Source organism: Planktothrix sp. PLAVEN19ND (assembly GCF_057220675.1).
This window is the reverse complement of sequence record NZ_CM170132.1, coordinates 3969498-3992332: the sequence shown is the minus strand read 5'-3', so window position 1 is coordinate 3992332 and position 22835 is coordinate 3969498. Positions and strand designations below refer to the sequence as shown.

Sequence of the window (22835 nt, the reverse complement as noted above, 5' to 3'; positions counted from 1 at the left end):
TGATAGCTAAAATCCGTCGTAGTAAGCCCTTCAGGGCTATAAGGCGTGAACGCCTCACTACGGGTTGTGTTGTATTTTAGCCATGCCTGATAGAGTTGATCATACTCGGATTGAGATTGGGAGACGGAAAAGTAGGGGGTTAACCTAGCTTTTTTTTTTCGACAATTCCCTCTAATTTTTCAATTACTTCAGGATGATCGGGTTCTAACTGCAATGCCATTTGATAGAATACGATCGCCCCATCCAAATGATTATGATTAACTAAAGTATTCGCTAACTGAATATACAATTGGGGATCATCGGGTTTAATCTCAATAGCTTTATGATAAGCCGCCACATGATCGGGGTTTTCTTGAATTACTTGATAATAATAATCCAAGGATTCCTGTAAATCTAATTTAGCTCGATTTCTCAACGCATCGGCGAGTTTTTCTTGAATATTCGGTAAATCGGACTGAACTTTAATTGCACCGCGATAGGCGACAACCGCTTCTTCCCAATTCTCTAATTCCGTTAAAACTTTCCCTAAATTATAATGAGACCAAGGGAATTCAGGATTAAGTTTAATGGCATTTTGATAAGCAGGAATTGCTTCTTCCAACCGTTCCAAACTCACTAAAGCATCAGCCAAACTGTTGTATGACCAAGAGTAGCTAGAATCTAAAGCGATCGCATTTTGATAAGCAGAAATCGCGGCTTCCCACCGTTCTTGTTTAAAGAAAATATCCGCTAAATTGTTCTGTGTCCAGAACACACTTGGATTCAGTTCAATGGAACGTTGATAAGCAGCAATAGCAGATTCAAACTGTTCTTGATCTCGGAGTAAATCCCCTAATTTTTGATAAACTTCTGCTTGACTATTATCAATTTCGGTTGATTTTTGATAGGCTTTAATTGCTGCTTCTGCTTCCCCAACTTTCGCCAGGGCATCCCCGAGCCCTTTATAGGCTTCTGCATCTCCACTGGGGTTCATTTGCACCGCCTGACGGAAGACTTGCACCGCTTCTTGCCAATTTTCCTGTTTAACTAAAACTTTTCCTAGCCCATAATAGGAAGAAACCAATTTAGGATTCAAGGAAATGGATTTTTTGTAAATGTTAACCGCTTCTTCTAACCGCCACTGACGGTTGAAAATCTCTCCGATTTTATAATAAGCAACGGCTTGATTCGGGTCTAATTCCAAGATTTTGTTATAAACTCGGATTGCATCATCCCAACGTTCTTGACGGCTGAATAAATCGGCAAACCCATAATAAAATTCTAACTTAGAGGGTTCTAATTCTAAGGATTTTTGATAGGAAAAAATTGCAGATTCAGTTTCCCCTTTTGCTTGATACAATTGCCCTAATTGATAATAGATTCCTGCCCACTGAGGATTGAGTTGTAACGCCTTTTGATAGGCTGTGAGTGCCTCATCAAATTTACCTTGTTTAAAGCGAGTATTACCTAAATTAAAATGTTCCTCCGGTGTGGCTTTTTCCGGTTCCAAACTATAGGCTTTTTCTAAACATTGGGATGCCTGTTCTAACTGCCCCATTTGGGTGAGAATCTTAGCATAATTACGATAAACTCCGGCAAAATCTGGTTTTAAACTAACAGCTTGTTGATAATAGGAGGCAGCTTTTTCTAACCGTTCTTCCTGAGCATATACACTGCCCAAATTCGCATAAACTTCTGCATATTGGGGTTGAATTTCTAAGGCTTTTGAATAACACCGAATTGCCGCCGACATTTCCCCTAAAATTTGTAACGCATTCCCTTGAATTTTATAGGCTTCTGCTAAATCGGGCTGTAATTTTAAGGCTTTTTGACAGGTCGCGATCGCTTGATCCCATTCCTTCAATGCACAATAGGCTTGAGCTTGTTTCAAATAGGTTTGGGGATTATTGGGATGATTCATCGGGGGTTTCGTATTATAACTCACCGTTTGCTGACGAGTTGCCCCGGCTAAAGTTTCTTGGGGTAATAATTCCCTGGCTGTGGCGGCGGCTAAGGTATCCGAGGGGGCTGACCCGATGGTCGGAGGAGTATTCAATGCGATCGCTTGACGGTAGACCTGGGTTGCTTCCTGGGCTTTTCCTTGGTCTTTGAGCAGAGTAGCCAAAGCTTGATGGGCCGTCGTCAAATTGGGATCAAGTTTAATTGCATTCCGATAGCAGATCTGCGCTTCCTTGACCTGTCCCTGTTGTGCTAACTGCTGGCCAAGGTTAAAATGTTCTTCTGCGGTGGCTTGATTCGGTTCTAATGTCAAGGCTTGATAGAAGGCCTGTGCCGATTTTTGGGGGTCGCCCAGTTGTGTCCAAACTTTGGCTAAATTCCGATACGCCCCGGCGAAATCCGGTTTCAGGGTGACAGCTTTTTGATAACAAGCGATCGCCTGTTGCCATTGTTGTGATTTGGCATACAGACTTCCCAAGTTAGCATGAACTTCTGGCCAATTAGGTTGAAGTTGCAATGTTCGGCTATACCAGTCTTGCGCGTCCTGTAATTTCCCCTGTCTTTGGAATATATCCGCCATCAGTTTATAACCGGGGGCATAATCAGACTGAATTTGCAATAACTGGTTACAAGCCTTAATTGCATCCTCAAATTGCCCTTGATTAATATAGATTTCTGTTTGTTGATGGAGAAACTGTACACTGCGGGCGCGAATTTCGTTAGGTGACATAGTTAGTTTCAGTTCAGACAATTGAAATTTTATCACTAAGTGAACCACGAAGGCACAAAGGCACGAAGATTTACACCCAGTCTGTCCACATCCTCACTTCTTAGCGTCTCCGTGTCTTTGTGTTTATAATCTTCTATCTAACTTAATATTAATAGTCATTTCAACATTTTTAATAGCCGTTTCAAAGAAACAAGATTCACCCAAATATCTTCTGTCAAGGAATTTTGATACATTAACCCCCGTAGGGGATAGCAAGAAAATCCTTCCCCCGTCAGGCAATAATGTTCCAATTCCAGATACTGACTAATCACCCAATAATAATGACGATTATAGTGGGCAGACATCCACTCAATTACTTGGGTTCCGGGTTGACAAAACAGAATATTGGTTAAACCGCTACCATGGGCTCCCATAATTACCTTAGCTTGAGCAAACAAAGCCACCTGTTCCGTAAAGGATAGGGTTTCGAGTTGCACGGTCACAAAACCCCAAGGACGAAGGGTTTCAATCACCTCTTTCTCATTTAAAACCCGACGATATCTGGCATTTCCCCGACTAATATAAATCCGTTCGGGATAATTCCTCCCCGGAGTTTGACCATCAGGAAGAAACCAACGGCGTAAAGTATCAATCGCCCAGGGTTGTAACCATCCCATATATCCCGCCCAGGAGGGAACAATTAATTGCTGTGCCTGAATATGGGGAAACTGATCACTTTCGAGGATTTTAAACTCTGGAATTCCTAAGCGAGTTAGGGTTTCCCGTTGAAAGGGCGCTTGGTAACTATTCACCAAAAACCAATCGATTTGATTGAACTTAATCCCACTTTGGCGCAAGAGTTCCAGTCGCGGTAAAATATCCACCATCCAATGAAAATAGACATTCCCCGATAACCCCGACAATACCGCGACCCGACCTTCAATCTGTTGCAGGGGGGGTAATTGTGACTGTTGAAACACTTGATGCTGTTGGGGGTCATAACTGGGACAACAGGGAAGGGGAGCGGGATATTCCCGGGAGACATCGGCTAATAGTTGATTATCGGGTGTAATAATGGCGATCGCTTTGCAAACCAGCCAATAATTCTGTTGGGGAACAATCCAGGCTCGTCCATTGGGAATGACCGCCACAAATAAGGGCGTTGAGGCCGTATTGTTTTTGGACGCCAAACCTTTTTCAATCCCATGTCCCAAATTCTGCCACTGAAACGATTTGAACACACCTTTAAGACAGGGTTCACAATCCAACCCCCCGCATTGATTGGGTTTAGAGGGTGTCTGTTTCCAGTTATCCAAGTTTTGGGAACCCAATAATTCTGATAGATCACAATAATGACTATCGCGTAAATTATTATTTGTCAGCCATGTTAGGGTTGAATCACAAACTCCTTGGGGAATATTTGTCCGTTGAATATAGGGCGCATTAGCCCATTCTTGCAGTAGGTTTAAGGTGGAAGGAGAGTTACTAACCCAGGACTGAAACCGACTATCTTGCTGTATCTGCAAAACCTGACTATAGTAATCGGTCGCAGATTCCCAATTGCCTTGTTTTTCCGTAATTATCCCCAATTGTAAATTCACTTCAAGGAACTGACTAGGGGAAAAAACAGACGACCGTTTGAGTAAAATTCGAGCCGTTTGATAAACTGTTAATGCGGCATTTAGTTGTTGGTTTTTCAATAAACAATTGCCCAATTTTAGATAAACTTCTACGGATTGAGGTTGAATTTGTGCTGCTTTTTGGTAGTAGCTCACTGCTTGATCAAACTTTCCGTAAATAGCTAAAGTATTTCCCAGGTGAAGATAGGTTTTATAGAGATGTTTATAGACCGTTTTACCCCCCCTAGCTCCCTCCTGGTCTGGGATAGGGACAGACACTTTCCCCTCCTGTTCATCAGAGTTATCAGTATCTGCCCCCCATTGGTAAGGGGGGAATAGGGGGGTATCATCCTGTTGTAATGCCGTGAGAAAATCAGCACAGGACTTTCGGGCTAAAGATAATTCATCTGATCCCGAAAGCTGCTGCATTCCCTGACAATAACCCTCTACAAATTTAGGTTCAAGGGAGATGACTTTTTTAAAACAACTCAACGCAGCATCCAGTTTTCCTAAATTGAGTAAAGAAGCTCCACAGTCAATATAGGCAAATAGATTATCGGGTTCTAAATCAATAACTTTTTTAAAGTAATAAACAGCATTCTTATGTTGATTTTGTTGCTGGAGAATCTTCCCTAAATTATTATAAACCAGAGGAAAATCTTCTTTGGTTTCTAGGGCCTGACGATAGGATTGAATGGCTTCTTTTATTTTACCTTGGGCTACAAATACTTGACCAATATTATTATAGGTTAAAGAATTTTCACTTTCAGTTTCATTATAAGTTAGACACCTATTCCATGCTGCTAAAGCCCCGTCATAATCATTTGTTGCAAACAATAAACACCCTAAATTATTATAGGCATTTGCTAAATCGGGCTGAAGCTGAATCACTCGTTGATAGAGGGCGATCGCTCGTTTTGTATCTCCCAATTGTCCATAGGCCATGGCTAAGGCAAAATAGGAATGAACATGATTAGGATTTTGTTCTAAGGTTTTTTGATAGCATCGAATTGCTCTGGGAATATCCCCACTCCAGAAATATGCCTGACCCCATTGAAAATATAATTCTGTCCAACTAGGACGAAAATTTAGGGCTTTTTTATAACAGAAAAATGCTGGCTCAAACTCTCCTGTATTCCGTAAAACCTGAGCTAAATAGGCATAGGCTTCTACAAAATCCGGTTGTAATTTAATTGCCTTTTTATAGGCAGAAATTGCTTCTGGAAATAGTCCTTGCACTTCATACCAATCCCCTAAAATTTTATAAGTTTGAGCCTGATCGGGATCTAGTGCTAAAATTTGCGAGATTGTCTGATGAGCTTCTCGCAGATTTCCCACATCTAAGTCAGCGATCGCCGATTGGATTAAGTCTTCAAGGCTTGGATTCACAGTGTTTTGGGCTGCTTGATTGACAAATAGGAGGGGTAGAAAGTTTCAACAACAGTTAGGATTTCATTCTAACATAGAGACTACCATATTCGTTCAACTAGCTTGAGCATCTAAAAGCTCAGTTTATTGGCTATTTTTTATAATTACACTTTTTTGAATGATTATTATTAAGTCATTTTATTTCATTCCCAATCTTCAAGTTGTAAATTTTTAATTCTTTGGAACTCTTTAGTATTATGAGTGACTAAAATAAAATTGTTGGCTAATGCAATAGCAGCAATATTGAACCAATAATCCCCCGAATTGTATTCGGGGGAATGTCAGTGTTACTTAGACTCGTTAATGGCTAAGGGTCGATTGCCACCCACCCCCGCCAAAATAGAAACGGCCTTGGCGTAAAAAGGGTCTTGGGCTGTCCCGATTAACTTCGGATCGGTAGCCAATTGTTTTTTCTGATCATCGGAGATATCGACCTTAACATCGGGAGTGACCCCTTTATGGCTAATATCAATACCATTGGGCGTGTAATAATGGGCGATCGTCACCGCCAGCCCGGAACCATCGGAGAGGGAAAACACCGATTGGACTAAAGCCTTGCCAAAGGTTTGAGTTCCCATCACCACACCGCGTTGATTATCCTTCAATGCTCCGGCTAAAATTTCACTCGCACTGGCGGAATTACCATCAACTAACACGACAACAGGTAATTTTGTGATCGAGGTGCGGTTATTGCGAATTTCCTGGGTTTTGCCATTGCGATCAACGGTACTCACAATTGCCCCCGTATCCATCCACATCCGAGCAATATCAATACTGGTACGCAATAATCCCCCGGGATTTCCCCGTAAATCCAGAACAAAAGCCTGAACATTTTCTTTGGTTAAGGCTTGAATTGCGGCTTGCATTTGTTCGGCTGCATGGGAATTAAATTCCCGCAGTTGAATATAACCAATTTTGCGATTTCCTTCGTTATTGACCCGATAGGTGACGGTTTCTAATTCAATTCGGGCGCGAGTCAGAGTCAAATCAAATTCTTTTTGTCCTTCCCGTCCAATGCGCAAATTGACATTGGTGCCAATCGCCCCCCGAATCTTATTGGCCGCTTGTTCAACGGTCATGCCCGTGGTGGAGACTCCATCAATAGAAAGCACCCGATCCCCTGAAAGAATTCCAGCTTTGATAGCAGGAGAATTTTTAATCGGTTCGACAACGGTAATGGCTTTGGTTTTTTCATCCAGGGTCAACTGCATTCCTACCCCGGAAAGTTCCCCCGCCGTTTGATTGGTTAATGCTTCATACTGTTTGGGATCCATGAAGCGAGTATAGGGATCTTGGAGTTTTTCTAGGGCTTTTCGCAGGGCTGTATAGGCTTCTTCCCTGGAAGTATAGTTCTTGCTCAGGAGTTCTTCCCTTTGGGCTTGCCAGTTGACTTGGTTAAACTTGCCATCAACAAATTCCCGAAAAACAATCTGCCAAGCCTCATCCAATACGGCTTTGGGACTATCTTTGAGGGGGGTACTGACGCTACTACTCCAAGCGGGCATGACGAAAGCGGTAACGGCTGCGATCGCCCCTGTAAATAAAGCCTGACGGAGCACAGAAAAGCTTTTAACGTTTTGATTCATTGAGTCTCCCTATATCGCTTGATATCCTTAACTCCTCTTTAGAGTTGGGATGGAAAGCCTAGATTTAATTTTAAAGTGATCTGATTCTGAAATTTGATGGGCAAAAGGAAAAAACGGCTTAAGATTAGCGATCTTTACCATTTTCCCGTGCAATTTTTCCTGATTTGAGGGGGATGGACAAAAACAAGTTATGCCCCACCTCAACTTGACTCGATTGCCAAATATAGAGGGTGCAGAACCGTTGCCAAAAAAAAGCCTCTAGTGATCCTTCATGATAGCGCGGGGATTTTCCTGACTTAATTGTTTTTCTGCTCCGATTATAGCTTGAGGTATAATTAGATGGGTGGGTTTGCCGTTAATGATAGATAAAATCATCACTCCCGACCGATTACACCCCCAATAAAAGTTTAACTTGAGTTTTTCAAATCTGGTTAAAAAATTCGTGATATCATTGCCAGGGCGCAAGGAGTTTTAGCAAAAATTGTGGTTCATCTTTTAGTTAAGTCTGCTTTGCCGAAAGGATTGTCTTTCCTAATGCCGATGGCGATCGCTGGAATCGCCTTAGTCAGTATTATTAGCATACAACTTCATGCTCCGGGTGGGTTAGAGGTTTCTCGGGTGCAAACACCACGACTGGATAAGGAAGCTAGGATCGCAGCCCAACAAGAAAAAGAACGGGAGGCGGCACGGTTAAGATTACTCCAAAAATTACCCACATTGGGTTATGGGAATTTACTGGCGAGTTGGACATTTTTAAACTTTCTGCAATATTTTGGGGATGATTTGGCGCGTGAGCAAACAGATTATGAACTGTTAGATGATTATTTCGAGGTCATAGTTACTCACGATCCCCTTTGGGTAGAAATGTACAATTTTTTATCGACATCGGTTTCTTTTTACCAAGCCCGACCTGATTTAACTATTAAACTGATAGATAGGGGGTTGAAATCTCTTTCTCCAGAAAAGAATCCTCAATCTTGGTTAGTTTGGAGAGTTAAAGGCGTTGATGAATTATTATTAATTGGAGATACTCAGGCTTCAATTAAATCTCATGAAATGGCAGCAAAATGGGCAGAAGGAACACCGGATCAAAAAATTTCCCCCCGTTTACGAGAATTTGCTGAAGCTTTAAGAAAAAATCCCGATAATAAATTAATCCGCATTCAATCTTGGTTGATGGTTTATAGTGCTACACAAGATAAGCTAGTCAGAAAAAGAGCGATTCAAGAATTAATTAAATTAGGAGTTAAAGTGGAAGTTCAAAAAGATGGGGAATTAAAGTATACCATTCCTCCTGAATCTCCCAAAAATAAAACTAAAAAGAAATAAAATAGTTTTGTAGTTAAACTATATAGTCTAGCTATATATAATCTAGTGAGGAATATTTGATTTCAAAACCCGCGTCGGCGGGTTTCGTCTGTGTAGCGACAGATTTCAATCTGTCGGAATCTGAAAACTATAACTAATTTCTAAACCATCGAAATAGGGGAAGAATGAAATAGTGAGTTATTCCTAAACAGAAAGCTGTTGTGCCACTGAGTAACGCCATAAATCCTAAATTATGCCAAAATTGGGATAGATTAGGGTGTTGAATTTTAGTAGGAAACTGTAACAGTTCTTGAGGCAAAATATGAAATTGATTAAAACCTAAAAATAGAGTAGTAACGGTTAATAAAACAAATATCCCCTGAAATATTTGATCATTGCGTAACCCTAAACCTAAAGTTACTAACCCGGCGGCTATTCCTAAAGGGAGTTGATTAAACAATTCTAATTCCCATCCCTGAAGACCTATATTTCCGAATTGATTGATCAGTTGTCCACTAGCTCCCCCCACAATATAGCCTAACATTCCCATAATCCCAGCTAACCAATAACGGCGACGTTGACCGAAACCTCCCGCATCGGTTAATCCAATTCCAGCGCCTAATCCGGCTAATCCCCAAACTAACACTTCCGCACCTAAAGTTAGGGGAACATTCGGTAAAATCTGGGGTAATTCTTGGGCTAAAACCACAGTAATTTTTTCTCCTAATCCCGAAAAATAAATTAATATTGATCCAATTACTGTTCCGACAATTGATCCAGTTCCAGCTAAGGCAATTTCCCAACTGGTTTCGACTAAACCCCGCACAGAATGTATGGTTAATTTTCCTAGTCCAAATACCAGTTGAATTAATTTTTTATCCCATTGAATTAAAGTCGTTGTCACGGTATCAAAAAACCGTTGATGGGAAGACATCATCCGTCGAGGATGTTTTTTCTGTCGAATAATTCTAAAAATATCTGTTTGAATTTCTTTGGCGGTTTGGGGACGTTGACGGGGATCGAGTTGCACCATTCGCTCTAATAAATTAGCAAATCCGGCACTAACCAGGGCTTTTTCTCGCCAACGCAATTCCCCTGTGTAGGCATCATCTAAGTCCCCGGGAAATTGACCCGTTAATAAATGAATACAGGTGCGCCCCAAGGCATAAAAATCCGTTGCTGGCCCGACCATCGCCCCCATCACCTGTTCCGGGGGACTATATCCGGCGGAAATTAGGCGGGTACTACTGCGGGGGCTACTTTCGCGATCGCCATGGGGGACAGAGCCAATTTGTTTAGCCCCTCCAAAGTCAATCATCACCAGTTGGGTGTCCGAAACCTGACCCCCCTTGCCGCCGGATGTCATCCGTAACATCACGTTTGAGGGTTTGATGTCTCGATGAATGATTTGATGGCCATGCAATTCCCTTAATATATCTAAGGCTTGGGATAGCCAACTGATCACCCAGTCTTCGGGACAGCCTTGGGGATATTGCTCTAAAATTTCCTGTAGGGTGGGGCCATTAATTTTTTCCATCACCAAACAGGGGAGATGGCCTTCGGAGCCGTTGCGTTTTTTTAAATAAAAATAGCCATCTGCCTCGACCCTAGGAACTCCTGGATGGCGTAATTGGGCTAAAACCGCCGCTTCGTGTTCAAAGAGTTCTAAGGCTTTCGGGGAGGGTTCCACCAGGACTTTTAAGACTTTTTCGGTTTGGGCTTTGAGATCCCAGACGGTATAAAGGCGGGAAAATCCCCCGGTTCCTAAATTGTGTAAAGGAATATAGCGTTGGTTCAGTTGTAGGGGGGCGCCACAACTCTGACAAAATTTATTCCCCCAAGGTTGATTTGAGGGATGGGAGCATTGGGGATTAATACAATGGATAGTGGGTGAAGTCACAATGGGCGGTGAACAGTCGCGGTATTGGGTTAATAACCATCTTAACGAACAGTTCCACCCATAGCCCAGTTTTATTATGATTGACTTAAATCAATTGCTAATAAATTTACTATAGACTATATACTATCTATAGACCTTGAAACTTAAAATTAGGGATGAAACTGTATACCCATCGAAAGTGGACAAGACCCAATTTCCCTAGCCTAACTTTAAATTTGAAATCCGAAATTACCGATGATGTTCTGCTTGACAATGGACTATGATTATGCAGTCTAAATTTCAGAAAATAGTTAAGTAAAACCACTTATTCTGTTAACCAGAATTTATTTCATAAGACTTAATATAAAAAAGATCGTTTTAGTGATATACACGCGAAAAAACACAGGGGATCTGAGGGAAATATTCCAAAATAAGAAGAAATATAAACAAATGTTATAAAAATATTAAAAAGATTCAACGTTGCAATGACTCGTTTCTTGATACTATTTTAATCAATTGCCAATCCGTGCATAAAATAATCGATTCCTAAACAAAGGGAGCTTTAAGGGAGATATGTCTTACTCTCAAACACAAACCAAGTCCAAATCTGGCTACAAAGCCGGTGTACAGGACTATAAACTGACCTATTACACGCCTGACTATACACCAAAAGATACAGACGTTCTGGCTGCTTTTCGGATGAGTCCTCAACCTGGAGTTCCTCCCGAAGAAGCTGGCGCGGCTGTTGCTGCTGAATCCTCCACTGGAACTTGGACAACGGTGTGGACGGACTTACTGACTGACCTCGACCGCTATAAAGGTCGTTGCTATGAAGTCGAACCCGTTCCTGGTGAAGATAACCAATATATTTGCTACGTCGCCTATCCTCTGGATCTGTTTGAAGAAGGTTCCGTCACCAACCTACTGACCTCTTTAGTCGGTAACGTGTTTGGTTTTAAAGCCCTGCGGTCATTGCGTTTAGAAGATTTACGCATCCCCATCGCTTACCTGAAAACCTTCCAAGGCCCTCCCCACGGGATTACCGTTGAGCGGGATAAATTAAACAAATACGGTCGTCCTCTCCTCGGCTGTACGATTAAGCCTAAACTCGGTCTGTCTGCCAAAAACTATGGCCGCGCCGTCTATGAGTGCTTACGCGGTGGCTTAGACTTCACCAAAGACGACGAAAACATCAACTCCCAGCCCTTTATGCGCTGGCGCGATCGCTTCCTGTTCGTTCAAGAAGCCATCGAAAAAGCTCAAGCAGAAACCGGGGAAATTAAAGGTCACTACTTAAACGTGACCGCCCCCACCTGCGAAGAAATGATGGAACGGGCTGAATTCGCTAAAGAAATCAAAACCCCGATCATCATGCACGACTACCTTACGGGTGGTTTCACTGCTAATACCACCTTGGCCAAATGGTGTCGTCGTAATGGCATTCTGCTCCACATTCACCGTGCTATGCACGCTGTGATTGACCGTCAGAAAAATCACGGGATTCACTTCCGCGTGTTAGCCAAATGCTTACGGATGTCTGGTGGTGACCACCTGCACTCCGGTACCGTTGTGGGTAAACTGGAAGGGGAAAAAGGCATCACCATGGGCTTTGTTGACCTGATGCGTGAAGATCACGTTGAGGTTGATCGCTCTCGTGGGATTTACTTTACCCAAGATTGGGCTTCTATGCCTGGTGTAATGCCCGTGGCTTCCGGTGGGATTCACGTTTGGCATATGCCCGCCCTGGTGGAAATCTTCGGCGATGACTCTTGCTTACAGTTCGGTGGTGGAACCCTCGGACACCCCTGGGGTAATGCTCCTGGTGCTACCGCTAACCGTGTGGCCCTCGAAGCTTGTGTTCAAGCGCGTAACGAAGGTCGCAACCTCATGCGTGAAGGCGGCGACGTTATCCGTGAAGCTTGCAAATGGTCTCCTGAACTGGCCGTTGCTTGCGAACTCTGGAAAGAAATCAAGTTTGAGTTCGAGTCGATGGATACCGTCTAATTGATTTGAGATTCAGGATTTTGGATTTTGGGTCAGACTTGACAAGTCAGGTCGGTTGTAGTTACAACTCAATCCAAAATCTAAAATCTCAATCCATCATCAAGAGGGTTAGGGTCAGCCTATGGATATCAAACAAGTTGCGAAAGAAACATCGAAGGTGCTGGCAAGTTACCTGACCTATCAGGCTGTAAGAATTATCACGAATCAACTCCGGGAAACGAACCCTGGACAAGCGATCTGGCTGAGTGAGTTTTCCTCAACAGGGAAAATTCAGGACGGGGAGGCCTATCTACAGGAAATGCTCCAAGAAAGTCATGAGATGGCGTTTCGGATTATGACGGTACGGGAACATCTGGTACAGGAAGTTTCTGATTATTTACCGGAAATGGTTCGTGAAAATATTCAAAAAGCTAATATAGATTATCGCCGTCAGTATTTAGAACGAATTACGCAACTGAGTAGTGTTGAATCTAACCCAGAAATCGAATTACAAACGGACTCAGAACCGAACCCCGACTTGCGGTGAGTTTAAGCATGATGACCACTGCGATCGCCTATTAACCTTTAGTGGATTTAACTTTAGAAACAACAATGCGGACATTACCAAAAGAACGTCGTTTTGAAACGTTATCCTATCTCCCCCCCTTGACTGATGCTCAAATCGTCAAGCAAGTCCAATATATTCTGGATCAAGGATATATCCCCGGTGTGGAATTTAGTGAATCTTCCGAACCCACCCAACATTATTGGACGCTGTGGAAACTGCCTTTGTTCAATGCTACTACTTCTCAAGAAGTGTTGAATGAAGTTCAAGCTTGCCGCCAAGAAAATTCTAAATCCTATATCCGTGTGATGGGTTTTGATAACGTGAAGCAGTGCCAAGTGTTAAGCTTCATCGTCCACAAACCCAGTAGCTCTTTATACTAAGTAGGGTTTGAGATTGAATGAGTTAGGGCGACATGAATCATCCCCTAACTCGCTAATTTCTTAAAACTATTTTAGAACTTGAGCCAAATTTGAGCAGGGAATCTCCCTGCTTTTTTTAGTCATAAGCTTTAAGATTAAATTTTATACTTAACTTAAACGGATGTTATGCCCCGTCTCTGGAACTTTTTCAAAGGAATTCGCCCTCAAATTCTGAGGTTATTTTTAATTGTTGTTATTGTTATTGGTATTGCCTTTCGGTTTGTAGCTTTAGATGGAAAAATCTATTGGCATGATGAGGTTTATACTACCTTGCGAGCTGCTGGATATACGGGTCAAGAATTTACTCAGGAATTCTATCAGAATCGCATTGTTTCCCCCGTTGACCTCCTCAAATATCAACAACTGAAACCTAATAGTACCCCCCTAGATACCCTCAATTCTCTAGCCACAGAAGATCCTCAACATTCTCCGTTTTATTTTTTATTAGCACGGGTCTGGATGTTTTTGTTTGGGGGTTCTATTTTTGCTTCTCGGTTTTTACCTGCTTTAATTAGTTTAATTTCCCTGCCATTTATGTATTTATTGGCTTGGGAATTATTTCAATCTTCCCAAACCGCTTTACTGGCTACAGCTTTTTTAGCCCTATCTCCCTTTGATATTTTATTTGCTCAAACTGCCCGACAATATAGTTTACTTACCTTAATGGTAATTGCTGCTGGTTATGCCTTACTAAAAGCGATTCGTTGGCGTCATCCTTTATTTTGGGCAGGTTATAGTTTAGCCTGTATTTTTGGACTCTATACCCATATTTTATTCGGGTTAACAATGATGGGGCATGGGGCTTATATTCTGTTATTGAGTATGGAGTCTTCACAATCTTTTAGAAAACGAAAACGCTTTACTTTTTCTCCGTTATTATTGGAATTTTTAGGGGCTGTTGCGATCACAATTTTAGCTTTTAGTCCTTGGCTAATTATTTTAATCAATAATTTACAACGGGCGATGGATGTTACCAATTGGTCAAGCAATTCCATCAGTTTACTAAATTTAAGCAAGTTTTGGATTTTGAGTTTTACTTCTGTATTTGTTGATATAAATTTCGATTTTAATAGTATTCAGATGTATTTACTCAGACTTCCTTTTGTGATATTAATTCTGGCGGCATTATTTCAAATTAGTCAACAAACGAATCGACAAACTCGCCTATTTATTTGGACATCTATTTTAGTTCCCTTTTTAATATTAGCCCTACCCGATGTGCTTTTAGGGGGAGGACGTTCAGGGGTAACACGCTTTTTAATTCCCTGTTTTCCCGCGATTCAATTAGCTGTTGCCTATTTATTTTCTACCCATATTAAAAGTAATAAAAATTCCTTAATTGATGGAGAAATAGTTTGGCGATCGCTCCTAGCTATCGTTTTTACATTTAGCCTAATTTCTATTAGTATGAGTGCCAATGCTCAAAGCTGGTGGCATCAAATTCCCAGTTTTGAAAATCCTCAAATTGCCCAAGAATTAAATAAAAATAAATCCGCCACTGTCATCGTCGATCACGGTAGTTATTATACAAATTTAGGGAATATTATTTCTCTGAGTTATGAATTAAACCCTGATATTAAACTACTGATGGTTAATTCAAAACCCAATCTATTATTACTCCCCATAGGGCCAAAGGTTTTTGTTCTTAACCCCTCTGAGGAATTACGCCAAACCATTAAAAATGAAAACTATCAATTAGAAAAAGTAGAAAAAGTTGATCAAAAATCACGACTCTGGGAACTCAAGTAACAAAATCTTGCAATTCTTCTCGAAACTGCTATCCGGTTAATCACCTGAACTAACATAGAGATATCGGGTTCAATAGGTTAGAGTTATGGTTGTAGTGCATCATTCCCAGGAAAACACAATTCAACGGTTTCGAGAACTGCAAACTCAACTTCGGCAACGCTTTCAAAGTTTAAGCGATCAGGAATTAGAGGATCAAGATGTCGTTGTGATTCCGTCATTGAGTTTAGATAGCCACCAATTAGAAAAAATTCCAGGTTCCCATCAGTATGAAGAACGATTACTCTTTTCTTTAATTCGATTACGCAATCCTAGAATGCGGTTAATTTATGTGTCTTCCCAACCCATTCACCCCACCGTAATTGATTATTATTTACACCTAATGCCCGGAATTCCTATTAGTCATATTCGGGATCGTTTATTGTTATTTTCAACCTATGATACTTCCCCTAAACCCTTAACCCAAAAAATTTTAGAACGTCCCCGTTTAATTTCTCGAATTCATCAAGTTTTAAGACCCAATCAATCCTATATGATTTGTTTTAATTCCACCCCCCTAGAACGGGAATTATCTGTACAATTAGATATTCCGTTATTTGGGGTTGATCCTGACTTAAATTATTGGGGAACTAAAAGTGGCAGTCGGCAAATCTTTACCGAAGCAGGTATTCCCCATCCCGACGGTAGTGGTTTAGTTTTTAATACGGAAGATTTAACTAAAGTAACCTTAGAGTTATGGAGTCGTCAACCGAACTTAAACCGAATTGTGGTTAAACTAAATCAGGGATTTTCTGGAGAAGGAAATGCCCTATTAGATTTAAGACCTCTGCAAGATTTAAACCTTGATGAAAGAGAGAAAATTCTCAAAAATTACTGGAATAAATTAAGTTTTCAAGCCCCGAATGAAACCTGGGAAACTTTTCGCGATCGCATTTCTGAATTAGGGGCAATTGTAGAGGTTTTTATTGAAGGAGAGATCAAAGAATCTCCTAGTGTTCAGTGTGAAATTACTCCCAATGGCAAGACTCAAATTATCTCCACCCATGATCAAATTTTAGGCGGCCCCGATGGTCAAATTTTCCAAGGTTGTCGATTTCCAGCCCAAGCCGCCTATCGATTAAAATTGCAAGAAATGGGAGAAAAAATTGGTCAAAATTTAGCGAATAAAGGGGCTTTAGAACGGTTTGGTGTAGATTTTATTGCGGTCTATCAACCGGAGAGTTTAGATTGGGATTTACAGGCGATAGAAATTAACCTGCGTCGAGGGGGCACCACCCATCCATTTATGACTTTAAAGTTATTAACTAATGGGTATTATGATTTACAAACCGGGTTATTTTATAGTCGAAAATCTCAACCTAAATTTTATATTGCTTCGGATAATTTGCAACATAACAAGTATCAGGGTTTATTACCTAATGATTTAATGGATATTATTGTTAATCATCAATTGCATTTTGATAGTAGTACGGAAACAGGAACGGTTTTTCACTTAATGGGGTGTTTATCTCGTTATGGAAAGTTAGGATTAACTTGTATTGGTGATTCTCCTGAACAGGCGCAAGACATTTATGATCGTGTCGTGGATGTTCTCAATGAAGAAACGGAAATTCAACCCTTTAAAAGTTGGGAAAACTATTGTTTATCCACCGCTATTCCTCTGGTTTTTTGACATTATTAAGTTACGATCTAAAACGGTAACATCCTGACCCAAAGAATGCAATCTCAACGCTAATTTCTGAGCTAAAAGCCCAGTTTCTCCCGTGAATCATACCTTTTTCATAACTTAAAATAGTGTATAATAAAACTGAATTAGATTATAAAAGGATAGTTCTATGACTGCCAACTTAATTCAATCGTCATCTCCATCTATTGCCAAATTGACTTATCCTGTGTTAATTCAACAACAAAATCAGGAATATATAGTAACAGTATTAGGTTTAGATTGTAAAGCTAAAGGTGCAAGTCGAGAAGCAGCACTAGAACAATTATTAGAACAAGTTAATGCTATTCTGAAACAAGGTGAAATTGTGCAACTGGAAATTCCTCTACCCAAACCCGAACATCCTTGGATGAAGTTTGCAGGAATGTTTAAAGATGATCCGTATTTTGACGAGATGCTCAAAGATATTGAAGATTATCGTCGTGAAAGAGATGCTGAAACGGAAGAATATTATCGTCAACTTGATGGAGAGGAGTAGAAAAAGTGAGTTTTTGGATATTAGATACTGATCATATTTCCTTATTTCAACGACAACATCCTGTTGTAACACAACGAGTGATGACAATTAACCCTGAAGAAGTTGCAGTTACTATTGTTACGGTAGAAGAACAGTTTTATGGGCGTTTAAACCAAATTAAAAAAGCAAAATCTGCTGATGAGCTTCTATTTGCTTACGCAAGATTAGAAGAAACTTTAAAGTATTATCAAACTATTAATGTGATAAATTTTGATCAAGAATCTTATCATTGTTATTTTGAGTTATTGCGTCAAAAAATTCGGATTGGTACGCAAGATTTACGCATCGCGGCTCTTGTCATGGCAAATAATGGAATTTTAGTAACACGAAATCGACAGGATTTTGAACGAGTTCCTGGGTTGAGGTTTGAAGATTGGAGTATTGAAAATAGGAGTGTTTAAATTGTGCGATCGCATTTTTAAAACAATAATTTTTAGTTAAATTATTCACCTAAATTCCATAGCGTTATACCAGGAGCTACTCCAACAGATTTCATCATCACTTTTTTCTCACCTATTTCATTACAAGGCATTTGATTAGCATTGATAAAATCAAATCCTTTTAAGCTATTAACACAAAAAGATAAATCAGGCAAATTTGAATTCCAAAATATAGTTCCGCTTTGTCCGTACACATAAACATTACCTGTATAGCTTCTTTCTAAATCAACCTCTTCACAGCCACTAGGATAAATAATCAACCATCCTTTTGTTCGCAGTTCGGTTCCCTTATTTCCATCCCAGTAACCCAGTGCAAGATTAATTGTTTTGTCACGAGTTTGATTACAAAAACGAACAATTGTTGTTTGACCTGATTGGTTAAGTTGTGCTTGTAACTCATCTTTTTCTCGCTGAATATTTTGAATCTTAAGGTTAAGTGTATTATTATCTAAACCCCGCGTAAAACTAACGAAGAAGATCCATAAGAAGACCCAAATACAAACTATTCCTAAAACCATTCCTAAAAAAATAGCTGTAATAAAACTCAACTTACTTTGCTTCTTTTTGGCATCAGAGATTATTGGTTTTTTTACAGGTTTTGAAATTGGTTCTAAAGCAACTAAATTTTTACCTCCACAAATATCACATTCTAAAGGTAATACATCTACTCTAAACTCATGAGTGCAAGTCTTACATTTATAAAGAGGCATAACAATTTTTAAATTAATCTTTTCTTAAATTTGTTTTAACTCGAGTTTCACCCGTTTTTCTTTCTGCACTAGATGAAGTTGTATCTATAGTTTCTTTTGGTAAGGTATCATGATGATAAAGATGTTTTAAAATCCTATGAACTTCTACAATAGACGGGCGATTTTCTGGCTTTAAAACCAACATTTTTTCAATTAATAGTTTGAGTTTATTATGGGTGGGATTAGAATAGCTTTTACTGCGTGTCAAACCCTTGCCAATAGTGAGGCGACTTGGGCTTGGTGGAGGAATTTCACCGCTTAAACACTCAGGAAGTGTTAATATTGGATCGGTAGAAACTGTTTGATAAGCGTATTGATAACGGTTGGGATAGTTTGGGAGTGAACCTGTCCAGTATTGACAAAAGATTAAACCTAGTGAAAAAATATCAGATTTTTGATTGGGTGCTGGAGTTTTACCTTCTGTATTAATATATTCAGCAAACTCTGGTGAATAGTAGACTTGATCTCCTACTAAAAATTCGGGTGTTGTGGGTTCTCCTTCTAATATACTATTGTCAAAATCAATAATCTTAGCGATTAAACGATTTTCCCATTCTTGAATCAGAATATTATCAGGTTTTAGATCAAGGTGAATAATTCTACTTCCATGAAGAATCTTTAAAGCTCCTGCTGCTGTTAACATGACAAACAGCCGTTTTTTCATTTCCAAGTCATGGACTAGATTAGATAAGGTGCTAGTATCAACTTTTTGAGAAACTTTAAAGTAATGACTTCCATGATCATCACCATGTTTAAAGAAGTCTATTGTCCTGACGACTAACCCGCCATCACCACAAGCGGAAAGAGCTTTCATAATAGCTAACTGTTTTTTTTCAAAAACTTCACATTGATCTCGTCTTTTTTGTTTCCCTTTTTCACTTCCTGGTGCAGAGTTACCTGGATAAACAGGACTTAAGAATTTTTTAATAAAAACCTCCTCTGCTCCCGCTTTTGCTTTTGCAAATCCCCATTGACACTGACCGCCATTAGTGCTGTCAAAATCACGACTGACGGTATATTTACCAATAACATCGCCTGTTTTGTAAGACATAATTTAGTTTTCTCCTTCTGAGATTTGTGTTAAATTGTCAATTTTTGTCAATTTTACGGATTAATTCTTGCATTTTCCTCTTTTTTTCATTGTCGTTTGCTGTAGGACTCACTCGAAGTTTATAATATTGACTCGCTTTATTGCAATAATCCATGGCTTTCTCTAGGTTATTAGATAGGTAGTTAATCCATCCTATAAAATAGTGGAAATTTGCTCTAAAATCAGGATCACTTATATTCTGTAAACATTCTTCTAGTAGTTGTTCTAAATCTTGAATCAACCGAGAATCTTCTTTAACCAGAGAATCAATATTTTCATCTGCAAACGCTGTTTCTAAATCCTGAATAGCATCTTTAATATGATTGTTTTCTAAGTTTACTTTAGCTAATTCTAAGTTATTGGGGATTTTGTTTTCTTCATCACTATGTGGGATTATTTCTACTACAGGATCTACGGTAGGTTCATTATTTTCAGAAGGTTCATAAATTATTTCTGGACTTGGAACAGAATCTGTATTTATTTCTACAATAGTTTGAACAATTTGCTGTTTTTCTTCCTGTTCTAAATAGAATTCATAATTTTCTCTATATTCCTGCCATAACGTTTGTAATTCCCCCAAATTTTTGTTTTTGAAATCAAATTTTTCTGTTAAATAATCAAATCTTTCTTGATAGGATTGTTTTAAATCATCAAAACCATTATATCCCATTGAGCAAAGAATAAGAGATACATCATCTTGCTTAATATCTTGATACCGTTGAAACAATGAATCTTCCCATTGTTTCATATCCTCAGATTGACTCAATGTATTTAACAATAACTTTTCAAATTCCCAAGGCGTAGGTAAATATTGAAAGCATCCGTCAGTACAAGCAAGAATACATCCAGGTTGATCCAATTCTTGTAATTTAAAATGAATCTGCCAATTTTTCTTCATGTCTGCACTTAAATATTGGGACATAGGTGGATCTTCTCGAATCATTTCAAACGCATCTTTTTTTACTTCTAAATCATCTTGAGTAAGTTGCTGTAAGCCTTTTTCTGGGCTGAGGAAATATAATCGTGAATCTCCAATCCAAGCCAAACTAACTTCATATTTTGTTGGCAATTCACCTAACTTTGGAATGCTGGCTAGTGCCATTGTTGTACACAAACGCTGACCCGCTAAAGAACCTCCCAGACGCGATGGCTTAATATTTTTATCGGCTGCTTCTTTTAAAGTTTTATAAACTTCATCTTGGATTTTAATAACGATTTGAGGATCGAGTTTTCCCGACCATTGAAGCAAAAAATTTCCTACCTTTTCTGAAGCTTTTTGTGAAGCAATTTTTCCACCTGTCTGTTCATCATAACCGGCTGAACGTCCTCCTAAACCATCAAAAACTCCGATGACTATAACATCAAAATAATCATCAGCACAAAATAGATGAGCATCCTCACCTTTGTCAAGAACAATTTCTATATTGACAGTTATCGACAAGGATTTCATAGCTTACAAATAGAGGTTGATCATCCTAGATTTTGAAAAATTAGAAACTAAATTAACTCAAGAAAATCTTAAGTATTTTCATCTTGAAGATTTTCTTGATTTTTATAAACAGCGTGAAGAAGTTCAGTTTTTAAGAAATTTACACACTATTAGCAATGACATCTAAAATTTCATCCATTTCAAATTCTTCTAATCCTTGACCTGCTTTAGAGGCAAAATGTATTGTATTATCCCAACTACTGGCAATCATTGTCCAAGGAGAAGCATCAGGAGTAAACAATAGTAATCGTTTAGCAGGGCTTGACATTTCTGACCAATAATCAGTGAGATCATCTAAAGTTGAAGAAATTTCTTTAGGATAATGGGCAGGCTTAGAACTTTTTTCTAAACTATGGGCACTGGCATCCGTATAAACAATAATGACATACCGTTGTTTAGCAAAATCTTGTGCTTTTTCCCATTTTGATTTTAAGGCTAAATCCAAACCTTCTAAGCCATTTTCTGGCTCGTCGCCTCCTCCCTGCGCTTGAATTTTAGAAACAAAATCAGCAAATTTAGTGTTTTCTGTCCGAAGATTAAAGAACTCAGACTGTACCATTGCTTTATCAGGTGCATCAGCCCAGTAATCCCGAAATACGATCACTTTAGCCCTAAGTTGATCAATTTTTTTCTGTTTAGTCTCCATCTTCGCTTCTAGTTTGGGATAGAAGTTGAGGGCTGTAGACTTGACTGCATCAATTAAGTGGCCCATTGAACCTGTGCCATCAATGCACATGACTAAATCAACGGCATACTTGACATATTTGTCCTCTGGTTCGTTTGCCATACTGAGTTTTAACCTCCAGACGATGATGGATAATCAAATTTGACCTAAATATCTATAGGCTAGACTTGCGAACTTTACGCAAATTTCTCAAAAAATTTTTTAACCTGGATTTTGTGAGCATTGGGGGATGATGGGACAACGGAAATCCAAATCAAGATTATTTCCTAAGTAGTAGCGAGTTAGAGATCAAGTAAGCTAGCTCATTGCTAAGTATAAATTGATTAATCCTATTTGTTCCCTGCATTTAAACAGGATTTATGTTAGGATAAAAACAGGATATTGAGGACGCGACATCATGACTTCCCTTGATCAACAGTTCAACCAGGCTGCACTCCATTGGGACTTAGAAACCCTTTATACTGACCTCGCCTCTGCTAAGGGAAGACGCCTGACGCCGATGGAAAAGCTGCATTTGCGGGGGTTGTTGTGTGGGTTTAGTCCGGCGGAAATTGCCGAACAACTGGGAAAAAACGTTAAAGGAGTGAAAACTGACCTCTGTGTGACGTTATATCGATATGTGAAAAGTTTGGTAGATAAATTAGATGCTCGGATTGAAAGTTGGCGAGAAGTTACAGAATGGTTAGAAGAAGCCGGATATAAACGACAGACACCCCCAGAGATTCCCGTTGATAGTTTGCTTACTGAAAAAAGTGTTGTTAATGTTAATAATATTCATATTGAAAATCATCAGTTAGTTGTTGTTTTTAGTTTAAAAATCCCTACAACATCCGCCACTTCAGAATCAAAGAAATATTCAGAGATTACAGAAAATTCAATAATTGCCGAGAATTTAGTTAATTAACAGTTGAATATCAATCCTTGAAGGTTTGCTACACATTCCCCCTGTAGAGACGTTG

Annotated in this window: 17 protein-coding genes; 9 read left to right on the top strand and 8 right to left on the bottom strand. The window is 39.5% G+C overall.

Annotation, left to right across the window (positions count from 1 at the left end; translation table 11 throughout):
- Window positions 1–139: 139 nt before the first annotated feature.
- The 3 genes from AC2D3N_RS17125 to ctpB form a co-directional block, all read right to left on the bottom strand.
- Window positions 140–2668, bottom strand: coding sequence for a tetratricopeptide repeat protein (locus AC2D3N_RS17125; protein WP_484691592.1), 2529 nt, complete (start codon window positions 2666–2668; stop codon window positions 140–142).
- A gap of 155 nt (window positions 2669–2823) precedes the next feature.
- A complete protein-coding gene (locus AC2D3N_RS17120) occupies window positions 2824–5655 on the bottom strand; it encodes a tetratricopeptide repeat protein (protein ID WP_484691591.1) in 2832 nt (943 codons plus the stop codon).
- A 326-nt stretch (window positions 5656–5981) separates the two neighbouring features.
- Complete coding sequence (gene ctpB / locus AC2D3N_RS17115) at window positions 5982–7280, bottom strand: carboxyl-terminal processing protease CtpB (protein ID WP_079678415.1); 1299 nt, start codon at window positions 7278–7280, stop codon at window positions 5982–5984.
- 483 nt (window positions 7281–7763) lie between these two features.
- On the opposite strand from ctpB, the gene AC2D3N_RS17110 reads away from it, so the two are divergent.
- A complete protein-coding gene (locus tag AC2D3N_RS17110; RefSeq protein ID WP_484691590.1) occupies window positions 7764–8609 on the top strand; it encodes a hypothetical protein in 846 nt (281 codons plus the stop codon).
- Between the two features lie 133 nt (window positions 8610–8742).
- Here AC2D3N_RS17110 and AC2D3N_RS17105 read toward each other — a convergent pair whose 3' ends face one another.
- A complete protein-coding gene (locus tag AC2D3N_RS17105) occupies window positions 8743–10488 on the bottom strand; it encodes a protein kinase domain-containing protein (RefSeq protein ID WP_484691589.1) in 1746 nt (581 codons plus the stop codon).
- 552 nt (window positions 10489–11040) lie between these two features.
- Here AC2D3N_RS17105 and AC2D3N_RS17100 point away from each other — a divergent pair.
- From AC2D3N_RS17100 to AC2D3N_RS17070, 7 genes are all read left to right on the top strand, one after another.
- Window positions 11041–12471 carry a form I ribulose bisphosphate carboxylase large subunit gene (locus tag AC2D3N_RS17100; protein WP_079678419.1) on the top strand — a complete coding sequence of 477 codons (1431 nt, stop codon included), beginning with the start codon at window positions 11041–11043 and terminating at the stop codon, window positions 12469–12471.
- 121 nt (window positions 12472–12592) lie between these two features.
- On the top strand, window positions 12593–12997 hold the full coding sequence (gene rcbX / locus AC2D3N_RS17095; protein ID WP_484691588.1) for a RuBisCO chaperone RbcX: 405 nt from the start codon (window positions 12593–12595) through the stop codon (window positions 12995–12997).
- A gap of 65 nt (window positions 12998–13062) precedes the next feature.
- Window positions 13063–13398 (top strand): ribulose bisphosphate carboxylase small subunit, encoded by a 336-nt coding sequence (locus tag AC2D3N_RS17090; RefSeq protein WP_026786015.1) that lies wholly within the window; start codon window positions 13063–13065, stop codon window positions 13396–13398.
- Window positions 13399–13563: 165 nt separating this feature from the next.
- A complete protein-coding gene (locus AC2D3N_RS17085) occupies window positions 13564–15186 on the top strand; it encodes a glycosyltransferase family 39 protein (RefSeq protein ID WP_484691587.1) in 1623 nt (540 codons plus the stop codon).
- Window positions 15187–15271: 85 nt separating this feature from the next.
- Window positions 15272–16855: a peptide ligase PGM1-related protein gene (locus AC2D3N_RS17080; RefSeq protein WP_484691586.1), complete on the top strand. Its 1584-nt coding sequence runs from the start codon at window positions 15272–15274 to the stop codon at window positions 16853–16855.
- Between the two features lie 163 nt (window positions 16856–17018).
- A complete protein-coding gene (locus AC2D3N_RS17075; protein ID WP_484691585.1) occupies window positions 17019–17384 on the top strand; it encodes a type II toxin-antitoxin system HicB family antitoxin in 366 nt (121 codons plus the stop codon).
- A gap of 5 nt (window positions 17385–17389) precedes the next feature.
- Window positions 17390–17824, top strand: a complete 435-nt coding sequence (locus tag AC2D3N_RS17070) for a type II toxin-antitoxin system VapC family toxin (protein ID WP_484691584.1) — start codon at window positions 17390–17392, stop codon at window positions 17822–17824.
- 41 nt (window positions 17825–17865) lie between these two features.
- Here AC2D3N_RS17070 and AC2D3N_RS17065 read toward each other — a convergent pair whose 3' ends face one another.
- From AC2D3N_RS17065 to AC2D3N_RS17050, 4 genes are all read right to left on the bottom strand, one after another.
- Complete coding sequence (locus AC2D3N_RS17065; RefSeq protein ID WP_484691583.1) at window positions 17866–18573, bottom strand: DUF1036 domain-containing protein; 708 nt, start codon at window positions 18571–18573, stop codon at window positions 17866–17868.
- A gap of 13 nt (window positions 18574–18586) precedes the next feature.
- Window positions 18587–19663, bottom strand: a complete 1077-nt coding sequence (locus AC2D3N_RS17060; RefSeq protein WP_484691582.1) for a protein kinase domain-containing protein — start codon at window positions 19661–19663, stop codon at window positions 18587–18589.
- A 37-nt stretch (window positions 19664–19700) separates the two neighbouring features.
- A complete protein-coding gene (locus AC2D3N_RS17055) occupies window positions 19701–21152 on the bottom strand; it encodes a PP2C family protein-serine/threonine phosphatase (protein ID WP_484691581.1) in 1452 nt (483 codons plus the stop codon).
- A gap of 139 nt (window positions 21153–21291) precedes the next feature.
- On the bottom strand, window positions 21292–21978 hold the full coding sequence (locus AC2D3N_RS17050; RefSeq protein ID WP_484691580.1) for a vWA domain-containing protein: 687 nt from the start codon (window positions 21976–21978) through the stop codon (window positions 21292–21294).
- 295 nt (window positions 21979–22273) lie between these two features.
- On the opposite strand from AC2D3N_RS17050, the gene AC2D3N_RS17045 reads away from it, so the two are divergent.
- Window positions 22274–22780: a helix-turn-helix transcriptional regulator gene (locus tag AC2D3N_RS17045; protein ID WP_484691579.1), complete on the top strand. Its 507-nt coding sequence runs from the start codon at window positions 22274–22276 to the stop codon at window positions 22778–22780.
- The last annotated feature ends 55 nt before the right edge of the window (window positions 22781–22835 follow it).